The sequence below is a fragment of the Tabrizicola sp. genome (assembly GCF_030694085.1).
Classification (GTDB): domain Bacteria; phylum Pseudomonadota; class Alphaproteobacteria; order Rhodobacterales; family Rhodobacteraceae; genus Tabrizicola.
Genome location: NZ_JAUXZE010000091.1, coordinates 16,565 through 28,067, shown reverse-complemented (window position 1 = coordinate 28,067; position 11,503 = coordinate 16,565). Strand labels below are relative to the sequence as shown.

Annotated in this window: 9 protein-coding genes and 1 pseudogene; 3 read left to right on the top strand and 7 right to left on the bottom strand. The window is 57.3% G+C overall.

Features of this window, described 5'->3' with window-relative positions:
* Nucleotides 1–282 precede the first annotated feature (282 nt).
* From Q8M85_RS20870 to Q8M85_RS20860, 3 genes are all read left to right on the top strand, one after another.
* On the top strand, nt 283–1,500 hold the full coding sequence (locus tag Q8M85_RS20870) for a tyrosine-type recombinase/integrase (RefSeq protein WP_305548307.1): 1,218 nt from the start codon (nt 283–285) through the stop codon (nt 1,498–1,500).
* Nucleotides 1,501–1,699: 199 nt separating this feature from the next.
* Nucleotides 1,700–2,479, top strand: coding sequence for a tyrosine-type recombinase/integrase (locus Q8M85_RS20865; RefSeq protein ID WP_305548304.1), 780 nt, complete (start codon nt 1,700–1,702; stop codon nt 2,477–2,479).
* On the top strand, nt 2,472–3,482 hold the full coding sequence (locus Q8M85_RS20860; protein WP_305548301.1) for a tyrosine-type recombinase/integrase: 1,011 nt from the start codon (nt 2,472–2,474) through the stop codon (nt 3,480–3,482). The genes Q8M85_RS20865 and Q8M85_RS20860 overlap by 8 nt, the downstream gene beginning before the upstream one ends.
* 73 nt (nt 3,483–3,555) lie before the next feature.
* On the opposite strand, the gene Q8M85_RS20855 is transcribed toward Q8M85_RS20860, so the two are convergent.
* From Q8M85_RS20855 to Q8M85_RS20825, 7 genes and pseudogenes are all read right to left on the bottom strand, one after another.
* Nucleotides 3,556–3,732: a hypothetical protein gene (locus Q8M85_RS20855; protein WP_288997859.1), complete on the bottom strand. Its 177-nt coding sequence runs from the start codon at nt 3,730–3,732 to the stop codon at nt 3,556–3,558.
* Nucleotides 3,733–4,123: 391 nt separating this feature from the next.
* Nucleotides 4,124–4,594 (bottom strand): hypothetical protein, encoded by a 471-nt coding sequence (locus Q8M85_RS20850; RefSeq protein ID WP_305548296.1) that lies wholly within the window; start codon nt 4,592–4,594, stop codon nt 4,124–4,126.
* A 99-nt stretch (nt 4,595–4,693) separates the two neighbouring features.
* Complete coding sequence (locus Q8M85_RS20845; RefSeq protein WP_305548293.1) at nt 4,694–6,886, bottom strand: ParB/RepB/Spo0J family partition protein; 2,193 nt, start codon at nt 6,884–6,886, stop codon at nt 4,694–4,696.
* Nucleotides 6,887–7,036: 150 nt separating this feature from the next.
* Entirely contained in the window at nt 7,037–8,215 is a 1,179-nt protein-coding gene (locus Q8M85_RS20840; protein WP_305548291.1) for a helix-turn-helix domain-containing protein, read from the bottom strand.
* Nucleotides 8,216–8,445: 230 nt separating this feature from the next.
* Nucleotides 8,446–9,402 carry a plasmid partitioning protein RepB gene (gene repB / locus Q8M85_RS20835; RefSeq protein WP_305548288.1) on the bottom strand — a complete coding sequence of 319 codons (957 nt, stop codon included), beginning with the start codon at nt 9,400–9,402 and terminating at the stop codon, nt 8,446–8,448.
* A complete protein-coding gene (gene repA / locus Q8M85_RS20830) occupies nt 9,392–10,600 on the bottom strand; it encodes a plasmid partitioning protein RepA (protein WP_305548285.1) in 1,209 nt (402 codons plus the stop codon). The genes repB and repA overlap by 11 nt, the downstream gene beginning before the upstream one ends.
* Before the next feature lie 443 nt (nt 10,601–11,043).
* Nucleotides 11,044–11,418, bottom strand: a pseudogene (locus tag Q8M85_RS20825) (recombinase family protein); the annotation flags it as partial.
* Nucleotides 11,419–11,503: the final 85 nt, after the last annotated feature.

The following is an 11,503-nucleotide window of genomic DNA, read 5'->3' as shown; positions in this document are numbered from 1 at the left end:
GGCAGACAGGCGAAAGGCCCGGAGACGCGTTCGCGCCGAGCCCGGGCCTTATTAAAGACCGTGGGCACTACGCCCACGGGTCGTGCTCAGCCTTATGGAGACATCGCCATAACGCTGAGTATGATCCCTTCGCGATTATGGCCCGCTGAGGGCCATCTTCTTGGCAAGCGGCTGAGGTGCCGGGCTTTTCGCCCGGCACCCTGCCCTTGGCAGTGCACATAATCAGGGGCTTCACTTCGATCTTTGGAACAAAGGAGATCGAAGATGCGAACCAGACTATGCATGCGCAAGCTGACGGACGATCCGGGCAACCTACTTGCGCCGGTATTCTCGGCCTACCGACAAACCCTAATCGAAGGGCGATATGTCCCGGATATTCAGGGCCGCTACTTTGCCGCCGTTTTCCATTTTGGAGACTGGCTTCGATCCTCTGGGATCGGCATCCGGGTGGTCCGGCATGAGCACATCTGTGACTTTCTGCAAAGCCATTTGCCAACATGCACCTCTAAGCGCCATACACACAGCGATCCAAAACATTACCGGTCTGCGCTGCAGCTGCTTGAGCGGGTGATGCAGACCCACGGCTTCGCGGTCCCAAAGCCTACGACAGCAATCGACGCCGAACTGCAGGCCTTTGACGTCAAGATGAAGCAGGTCTGGGGTTATGCTGACAGTACACGGGCGGCGCGGTGTCTTACCATCAAGAGGTTCCTCAGTAAGCGGTTCAATAATCAAGATATTGATTTAGCCAATATTTCAGCCGATGACTTGGAGCGCTTTATCTTTGGGGATGGCAATCGGGGCAGCAGCAGCGCGCGTTGGATTTCAGGGTCGATCCGATGTTACCTGCGATACCGACAACTCTTGGGTGATGACGTCTCGCATCTGATGAGGGCCATGCCAACGCTTGCGCGTGCCAACCCGTCTGCGCTTCCAGAAGTTCTAAACGATGCAGAAGTCGCTGCGCTGTTGAACGCCTTTCGCGGCGACTTTCCAAGGCGGCGGCGTGCATTTGCCATTGCACGATGTCTGATCGACCTCGGCCTTCGCTCAAGCGAGGTTGCGGGCCTAACTCTCGATGATATCGATTGGGATCTTGGGACCATTCGTGTCGCCAATCGCAAGGGGCGAAGAGCAGATGTCATGCCCTTGCTCGCACCGACTGGCGAGGCAATCGCCAATTATGTTCAAAAGGAACGTCCATCGACGACTTGTCGTAACATCTTCGTCAGAACATCGGCGCCGGTTGGACAACCTGTCGGGCGGCGGGCTGTCCAAGCCACAATGCTGGCCGCTTATGACCGTCTTGGCTGGGATCGCAGTCGGGTCCATGTGTTGAGGCACACGTTGGCGACACGGCTGCTGTCCGCCGGGACACCAATGCCAATTATCGCTGATGTGATGCGCCATAGAAGCCTCAGCACAACAGTCATCTACACAAGACTAGATACAGCCTGGCTGACAGCGGTTTCCTTGGCCTGGCCGGGAGATATCCAATGAACCAGCCCTTTAGCTTGATCGAAGCGGCCGTTGCCTTTCTCGATGATCGATATCGCCGGGGTTTCGTAAGGGTGAGTTCTGACAATCGGGTATCTGCTTTTGCCCGGTATGCAGCAGACCGTGGACACACCTGGCCCATGACTGTCGAGCTTTGCCTTGGGTGGGCTCGAGATGGAGCTGAGATAGCTGACCCCTACACTTGGGCCAGACGCCTCGATTCACTCCGGCCATTCTCGCGATTTTTGGCCAATCGCGATTTTTGGCCAATATCGATCCAGCGACACGATTTCCGTTCGGAAGTCCGTTCGGACAGGCGGCAAGGCGCCTCGCGCCGCACATTTACACCAGCGCAGAGATCCAGAGGATCATTGAAGAAGCAACAAAACTGCAGCCGACCGTGCCTTTGCGGCCGGCGACTTACACAACAATGTTCGGCCTCCTCGCGGCAACGGGCTTGCGGATATCAGAGGCATTGTCGTTACGACTCGCAGATACCGACCTCAGCCTCGGGCTACTTACAATAAGGGCGAGCAAATTCGGAGGCAGCAGGATTGTTCCGCTTCATCCAACCACTGTACGAGCGCTGGACCGATATCTGGCGCGCCGCCGCCATTTCGCTGACAGAGGTGAGGCAAGCCATTTTTTCACAGGCCACCTAGATGGTCGGGCAATCGAATACGCAACGGCGTTTCACGCGTTCACCCGACTGCCGGCACGCAATGACATTCGGCCGAGGGGCGGTCACCCTTGGGTCAGACTCCATGATCTGCGACACACCTTCGTCTGCCGCAGGCTGATGCTCTGGTTGGAACACGGTGTTGATATCGATAACGCCATCTTGGCTCTGTCTACCTATGTCGGGCACGCCGAGCCTAAAAGCACCTACTGGTACATGGAGGCGGTGCCAGAATTAATGGCGCTGACCAGCTTAAGGTTCGAACGCAGCGTGCAAAAGATGGAGGTCATCGATCATGCGTGACCCAGCCATGCGCCCTTCATTTCCACATCTGCTTCAGCAGTTTTTTGTCGAATACCTCGGCCAACAGAAGGCTGTTAGCCGACACACGGTTGCCGCCTATCGGGACACATTTCAGCTTCTCCTGCGATTTGCACAGAAGACGATTGGCAAGAGTCCGACCGACCTTCACTTAGAGGACCTGAATGCAGCACTGGTGCTCGACTTTCTGGACCATCTGGAGAAGGAGCGGGGCAACTCAGTTCGCAGCAGAAACGCCAGATTGGCAGCCATCCGAGCGTTCCTTAAATATGCAGCTCATAAAGACTTTGCGGCGATGGCCTCAATCGAGCAGGTCTTGGCTGTGCCTGCGAAGCGGTGCGACAAACCAGTCTTGGACTTCCTGACCAAAGCCGAGATAGATGCGATCGTCGCAGCACCGGATCCTGCAACATGGGTCGGCCAACGTGACCGCGCAATGTTGGCATTGATGTACAACACCGGGGCCCGCGTTTCAGAAGTTGCCGGTTTGACACTGAACGATATCGTGCTTGGGCCAACTTCTGTTGCACATCTCAAGGGAAAAGGTCGCAAACAGCGGAGCGTCCCCCTGTGGCAACAGACAGCATCAACTCTGCGCAAGTGGATCAGACGGCTGGATGATCCGAGTTCAAGTAGCGCATTGTTCCCCAGCACCTTCGGTCAACCAATGACGCGGTCTAGCATCGCGCGTCGACTTGCCGTCGCAGTCGCTTGCGCCAGTAGGGCTGAACCGAGACTCAGCAACCGCGTCGTGTCACCGCACATCATTCGGCACACAACCGCCATGCACCTGCTGCAGTCTGGGGTCGACATCTCTGTCATAGCCTTGTGGCTAGGGCACGAAAGCCCGGCGACAACCTTTATCTACCTGTCAGCCGACATGAAGATGAAGGAGGAAGCTCTGCTTCGACTTCAACCAACTGTCATCAGCATGAAGAGGTTCAAGGCATCGGATGACCTGTTGGCTTTCCTGAAAGGCCTCTGATTATGTGCACTGCAAAGGGCAGGGTGCCGGGCGAAAAGCCCGGCACCTCAGCCGCTTGCCGAGAAGATGGCCCTCAGCGGGCCATAATCGCGAAGGGATCATACTCAGCCACAACCAAAACCTCGTCACCGTCGATTTCGTCGGCGGGGACGGCACCAAAGGTTCCATCCCCTGCCTGGAAGACGACGATCGAAACCATGAGCGTGGCGGCGAGGCTGGCGGCGAAGGCGTGTGCATCTTTGCGGGACATCTGTTTTGGCTCCTGTTTGGAGGCGAGGGACCATCCCCCGCGCTGACAGGAACCCGCAGGCCCAAAGACGGGCTGACATCACCGGGTGCGTTCGGGCTTGCCCCGAATCCGGCCGGCGGCACGGGCTTGCCCCGTAGTCCGAGCCCTTGTGGCTTGATCTCGAAGACTGGATTTGGGCCAAGGAAGGGACTGGCAAGCGGGGGATGGTAGTTTGACACAAGGAGCCTAATTGTCCCGCCGATGCTCACCCCGCCAGCCTTGTAGACAAGCTTTTGGTTGACCGAGGCCTTACTGGGGATGGAGCCTTTAGTGCCCCGCGCAGATGCGCGGGACAGGTTGGTGCTGGATGAGAGGCCCGCGTGCGGCAGGCCCCCTTGGTCTATGAGAAGGCTCAGGCGGCAATACCCGCCTCCCCTGCCCTATCGACTTCGTCGCCGACGACTTGAAGCCGCGCGTTGCGATAGCCCTCTTTGGCGATCCAAAGCTCTGCCGCTGTGACGGACGACGCCAGATGCAAAAGCTCGGTATTGCCTCCAAAATCCAACAGCACGCAGACCTGCCCCACCTTTGGCTCCTCGATGACTTCGAAAATCAGCGAACTGTCGGCCGAATGACTACGCATGATGGTAACGAGGATGACCCCCTCCGAGGAGAAGTTGCCTTCATGCAACGTGAAGGACGCCGGGGCCGTCCAGGTCGGAAAGGGTCGCTGCGGTTCTTTCTTCACCAGGCGGCCAACACCGTTGGACCTTTCCCAGGCTGCCAGCTTTTTGGTGAAGCGCGCGGGCGGTTTGGGACTGCCATCAGTGTAGCGAATGAGCGCGCCCAAAGGCGCTTGGTCGATGATTGAGTTTGCGGACATGATTCCTCATTCTGAATGCGAACACTCGCATTCATCATATTGATATTGTTGTGTTTTATGGTGAATGAGGGCGGGTTTCCCCGCCCTCAGGGGCTCAGATCACTCTGCAGCCATCATTGCCGTGCTTTCCACGGGAAGATCGGCCATCAGGAAGGCGGGCAAGTCGAGCTCAGCGTCAATGTCAGCAGCGCCCAAGGGTTCTTCGCTCAAAGCCCCCTGCCCTTCTGCAGCGCCATCGCCGTCCAGAGCGGCAAGATCACTGCGCCGCAGAACCTCCGGCAACCAACCGCTGCCCTTGAGCAAGCGCTCGGCTTCCGTCGCCATCTCACCCTTCTTCAGATGGTCGAGCAGCTGCGCGGTGCCCTCCCCCTTTGCCTCACGCACCGCCTCAAGGATACGTGCCTTGGGAACCCGGTTCAGGTAATTGTCCGCCGTCGGCTCCCAACCAGCAGCGACCATGTCGAGATCGACGGCTTGGGCCACGATCTCCGACTGCGCCATGCGGCGGGTCAACCCGCTGGCCGAGATGCCCGCGCCGTAAGGGTTCACCTTCTCATGCAGCGCGTTGATCCCTAAGCTCAGGCAATGCGCCAACAGTGCCAGACGGCTGGCCTTATCGAGGGCCGAGAGATAGTCCCAAAGCACGGCATCGTCGCCAAGCGGCAGATCGGCCTCCCACGCAGAATGACGATCGTCCACCGCCTTGGCCACCGGACTGTCCTTCAGATCAGGCGCCTGAGCCGACATGTAGACGGGGCGCAAAGAAGCCTCCAAGCAACTGCCCGAAGCCCCGGAACTGCGGAAGGTGTCATTGACCAGCTTCATCAGCAGCAGCGTCAGGGCGACGTCGGGCGAACGCCCAATCGCCTCGCGCAACGCGAGGGTGCGATGCGCGGTCAGCTCCATGATCAGACGCTCCGGCAAAGGCTTCAATGCGCCATCATCTTCGTCATCTGAAAGACCGCCACCGAACGGCTGGCCCCCGGAAGTGATGACGGTGGCAGCAGACGTGCCAGCGGGAAGCTGATAGGCGGAGACACCGACATCAACCCCCTGCCCTTCCGCGTCCGACTCATCGCCGAAGTTGGCCACGGTCTCTTCGCGAGGCTCATCCTCCGGCCGGACATAGCCGCGATAGACAGCCAGGTTGCCATCTCGATCCAGCGTTACGAAAACCCCGGCGCGACCAACCTCGGCCACATCGAAGATCAGCGGACGCTGCTCGAAGGCTTCCATCGCAGCTTCCAGCTCGCCAAGCCGGGTGTCGATCTCCTCGGGGTATTCGTCCTGACCAGAGTATTCATCTTCCAGAGCGTGATACTCCGCGAGAAGCTTGGCATGCTCTGCAACTTCATCCGCGCTCAGGGGCGAGGGATCGCCAAGCAGACGCCGCAGACCGTGGCTGTAGCCGTAGGCCAGATCAGTGGACACCTCGATCCACTTCCAACCCTCAGCCGCAATTGCCTGCGCCTCGGCTTGCAGCTTGTCCGTGACCAAACGGTCGAGCAGGGCAGGGTCCTCCAACCAGCCGCCATCATCGCCTTGGAAGAGATCACGCAAGACAACGCCGCCCGCGGCCTCATAGACATCAATACCGACAAACACTGCACGCCGATCCGAGGCCCGCACAGAAGTTTCGGTCAACATGCGGCGGATCGAATAGGGCTCCTTGTTCCAGGAGTTCTGCACCGCTTCCCAAACCTGCACCTGGCGCGCGTGATCCGGGTTCACCGTGAAGGCCATCAGCTGTTCCAGCGTCATGCCACCCTCGGCATAGACCTCGAGTAGGACAGGGGCCACGGACGCAAGTTTCAACCGCTGCTTCACGATCTGCGGGGTGACAAAGAAGGCCGCTGCGATGGCTTCCTCACCCTGACCCTTGTCGCGCAAAGCAACAAAGGCGCGGAACTGATCGAGCGGGTGCAAGGCAACGCGCTGCATGTTCTCAGCTAAGGAGTCGTCCTCGGCCAGAATATCTGATGTCACATCACGCAACACACAAGGCACAGGTGCGGTCTTTGCCAATCGCTTCTGCTTCACCAGCAACGACAGCGCCTGAAAGCGGCGACCGCCAGCCGGGATCTCAAACTTGCCGGTCTCGACGCCATCGGCATCCAACACGGGCCGCACGCTCAGGCCTTGCAACAAACCACGACGGGCGATGTCCTCGGCCAACTCTTCGACCGACACACCGGCCTTGATACGTCGGACGTTGGACTGGCTCAGCACCAGCTTATCAAAGGGGATGTCCCGCGAGGACGACAGGGTGATCTTCTGGGCAGCTTGGGCCATCAGGTTTTCTCCACGACGGGCGCCGGGAGCCACTCTCCCGATCTCACTTCCCATCACCCTCAAACCAACCATTCTCTTACTTTCCTACTGGACATAGGTGGCAACGACAGCGCGCCAGACCGGCAGGGCGGCGCGTTTTAGGTTGGCAATCTATGTACCAACGCGAAGTTGGCCATGGCCAACTCTTGTCTTGGTGCAACCGGCTAGGATCCTCGAAAGGTAGCTATCAGGGTTTTTGACTTGGTCGATCTTGCAGGCCATTTGATCTGCCACCTGAATCGCCTCTGCCAGGCCAAGCAAAGACACCGCCTTACCCAGCAGAGCGCTGTCTATTCTCAGCATCTTACCAAATTCAAATAGCAGCTGTAGGAGGCCGTGTTCTGTGGTGGGGTGGTCTGGATAAAAGGCCGGGATTTCGGTCAAGCAAGCCCACAGCTCTGTCATCGAGCGCGGTAAGGCTTTTTTTGTATATGATTTTTGAGTCTCTTTGTGCCGGACATTTTGTCCGTCTGAGGCGGTCGTTTTGTTCGAGTTAGAAGACGGTGCTTGTTCTTGGCGTTGTTCGTGTTCCGGATCGTTGGCCGTGGCCAACTCTTCAAAATGCGGTACGCTTGGAGCGACTACCTTACTCTGCAGAATGCATTTAAGTCTGCTGATGACGCTGCTTGCTTGAAGTACAGTTACTCCGGTTCGACGCATAAAGTTGCGGGCAGCTTCGACGAACTCTAAGGCCTCGCCTTGCAGGCAAAGGGAGAGGCATTCACCGCGCAGTTTTTGGATGTAGGCTTTCATGCCTCGAAGTTCGTCGGCTTCCTGACGATGTTTCTGAGACAGTGCAAGGATTTCGCCAGACCGTACGAGCAGGGGCGACAGGTCGATGCCAAACGCGCCGATGACTTTACCGTTGCGCATAATTGGGAATCGTTTGCCGTTGGAGCTGTCACGCCGTTGGATCAGATTTGCAGCTTCAAGTTTCTCAAGGTGCCGCCGAAGTTGCCTGTCCGTTATGCCTTTCGTGCGAAAACATAAAGTGTCGTTGCAAGCGAACACGGTCAGCAGGGTGAGTGGCGTGATTGGGCTGTCATTCCCGGTTTTCGGATCGTTGCAGGGAAGGCAGCTCAAGAGTGCGTCAAGCACAACGACTGAAGACGGTCGCAAGCCGAGTGCGCGACTTGTGGTGTTGACGGCCGCCATGAGCGCGCGCCGCGTTACAGGTGCGAAGTTTGGCTGCTGTTCGATCGTGCCAATACCGGCGAAAGAATCGAAGATTGAAGGCGCACAACTCAGCTGTGCCTCGACCTCGATGGTCGTGACTGCTTCTTGTTCCATCTGTTTTCAGACAGCAAAAGGATACCGGTCACCGAAATCGGTGTTGCAGTGATTCGATTTTTTGGGTACCAATAGATTGCGAGTAAATCGGGACCCTCTGGAGTGCTTCACCGCCTTCGGGGGGTTTCTTTTTGCGCTACGTCTGCCTCCTTTTTGATTGTTTCTTGTCTGTTTGAACAGGGTTGACCATGGCCAACCCTATAAAGATCAATCACTTAACCGTTTCGGCTTCATGATTTTTCTTTCCACTCCTTGTAGAGGCGCTCAAGCTGTGCCTCCACGAAGTTGATGAACCCGCGCTCCTTTTTGTCGGAAACTTCGATCAAAAGACGCTGGCCTTTGGACCTGAAAGCCACCGAAGTTGCGGGCATCTTGTTGAGCGGGGCAGGAGAGGGGCCCTTAGCGGCAGACTCCGCTGCGTTCTGCTCTGCATCCGCGACTTTCTGCAGCGCATCGATGACAGCGCTGAGCTTCTCGGCCGCAGTGCCTTCTTCAGGAACAAGCAAGAGGACAGAACTGTCGGAAGGTGCGTGTTCCGTTTTGACCAGACGACGCAGTTCCAGCCATGGGCGACGGCCTGCTTCATGCGCGGCGCCAATTTTGTAGATCACTGCGTCGGGCACGTCTCGGGCAACGCCAATCAGCTTGCTTAGCGTTCCCTTGTCGACAGCTAGCACATCGCCGATCTCGGCCCGGGTGAAGCCCTGGTCCTCCAGCTTGGTGGCAAAAATGGCTTGTTCGATGAAGCTGCGCTCTAGGCGCGCAGAGTTTTCCAGGGCTTGCGAGACAAGAGCCTCGCGGTGGTCCATTTCCTTGACATAAGCCTTGACCTTGATCCCAAGCACTCGGCACGCGGCAATTCTGCGGCGTCCGTAAACCACCTCATAGCGAGGGCCAGGGCCGCGGCGATAGCGGAGCAGAGCAGGGAGCTGTTGTCCTGATGTCCTGATGGACTCGATCAGATCATCGAGCCCTTCTGATACGTCAAAACGATCCGCGATTTCAGAATTGCCGATCTCATTGACATCCACGTCCTGGGCCGCCTGTGCCGAGACCTGAGAAAGGACGTCTGACATGCTCTTCAGGGAACGAGGCGAGCTTTCGTCCACCTTCGACCCGGCCTCGGCAGCAATCAAAGGCTTTGAGCCCATTTGTGCTAGGCTCTTGGCAAGAAGATCACGCTTCATTTGTGCCCCCTCGACCCCATGCTGACTGAATCATCTTTTCAATGTCATTTGAAAAGCTCATCACCGACTCTAGGGCTCGCTCATAAGTCTTTCGGTTCTTGGTCGTAGCGAGGTCCACTTCGAAGATTGTCTTCTGCGAAAGGCCGGCCTCGCTAACCGCCGAAGACTTCACGAAGGGCGTCTTGATCACACTGTCGCCCAACAATTGCCTGAGCCATTCAGACAAGTCCTGCTGCGTGCTGATAGCGGTGTCGAAGCGCGTCAGGAGGTAGGCGAAATTGTCATACGCGCCGATGCCACCGTTCGAGTACAGGACTTCCAACACGCCCGACGCCATCGTCAGGAACTGGCTGGCCGAGGCCAGGTCGACACGCTCAGGGATGATGGTCATGAGAAGCGACGTCGATGCACAGACCGCCGCCATCGTAAGATAGCCAAGCTGAGGCGGGCAGTCGATTAAAACGATGTCATAATCGTCTTCAACCTGTCGTAGCGAGTCGCGGATCCGATTGAAGAAGACGGGTTGTTCGCCACGGCTCAGCGCAGTTGGAGTTTCGGTTTCGAATTCCGAGAGCATGATCCCGCCGGGCACTAGATCCAGGTTCGGGAAGTAGGTCTTGCGCAAAACGTCCACGATAGGCACCCGGGACGTTTCGCCATCGTTGTAGCGAATTGCATCATACAGCGTGCCGCCGTGACGGAAGTCGATCTCTGGCTGGTATCCAAAGAAGGTCGTCAGTGAGGCCTGAGGGTCTGCATCGACCAAACACACACGGTATCCACGCAGGGCGAGCCTCATCCCGAGAGTCACGGTGGTCGTAGTTTTGCTGGATCCGCCCTTGAAGTTGACGGTTGACCAGATCTGAAGCTTGTCACCTTGTCGCCGACCGGGAAGGAACTGAAACGGATCCTTTGCATTCTGAGCCAGAATGTTGCGGATCTGGAGAATGTTCTCGGCGGAATAAAGGCGCTTGTTACCCGGTCCCTGTTCGACTTCTGGAATTCTGCCGTCGAAATGCGCCTTGCGCAGATAGCCGTCGCTCACCCGCAACAACTCTCCGACCTCTGCGCTTGTGAAGGCGCGGAGTGTCTTTTCTTCCTTCGGTGCCAGAAAAAGCTTCGACATATGTTCAAGGGCTTCAGAAAGCCGCCCTGCGTCTGCCTTGAGCTTGTCATGCAACACTTGGTGCATCATCATTCGCCTGTCTCGAGACATCTCTTAAGCGTTACCCGTGATCTGCAGTCGATCGGTGCCAGCAGGAACGCAGTGGACGTCGTTTTCTTAGTTTTCGCGTTACAGATATGACGCCCGTCGGGAAGAAACTCAAGGCAAATCTTGTGCAGCTATCTTGTGCTTTCTGCCGTTCATGGCACCATATGATGCGAAAAGGCTAAAGTGACCTGTTAAAAGTTGGGTGTAAGATATTGTAAAGATTACAGAAAATGTCGCGATACTTATCCACAGGACCCGACGCCCTTGAACCCACGCGTGATGCTTGGAAAATCTCTGACCAGGCTCAGTAACGCTGTAGCAGACCTGACCACGGCAATCGTGTTCGCGAGAGCATCGCAAGCGATTCTTCGTCTGAGCCCGTCGGTAGAATGCCTTTTGGCCTCATGGGCACCGAAAAGCGTTACCTACTACAAGAGTCCCAACTTCTTAGCCCGCTCCAAGATCATCTTGACCGATGACGGCTCCCACTTGCTGCGGCCCCTAGGTGTCCGTTCGCGCATGGTTTCTAGCCGGTCGCAGATGGCTTGAAGAGTCATCGTGGGATCTGCGCCTTTGATGCCCGCGACGATGGCGGGCAGGCGATCATCCTTGTCGGACGCGGAGGCGCGGGAAAGGATGGTGTCCGGCAGCAGGCCTTCGCGGACGAAGGTTTTGGCAGCACGGATCAGGCGGGGCAGGGACCAAGGCTGCGCCTCGCTCGGCAGACCTGAATTGACGATGCGCAGCACGTCTTCCCAAGGCAGGCCCGGTCTCAGACGGCGCACTTCCGGCACCCACTGTCGCGTTTAATTACCGATTTCAATTGAAGCGGTTAGTTGAAACCTAAACGGTCACATTTGAGCTTGTCACTTCACCAAAGGTGCAGCG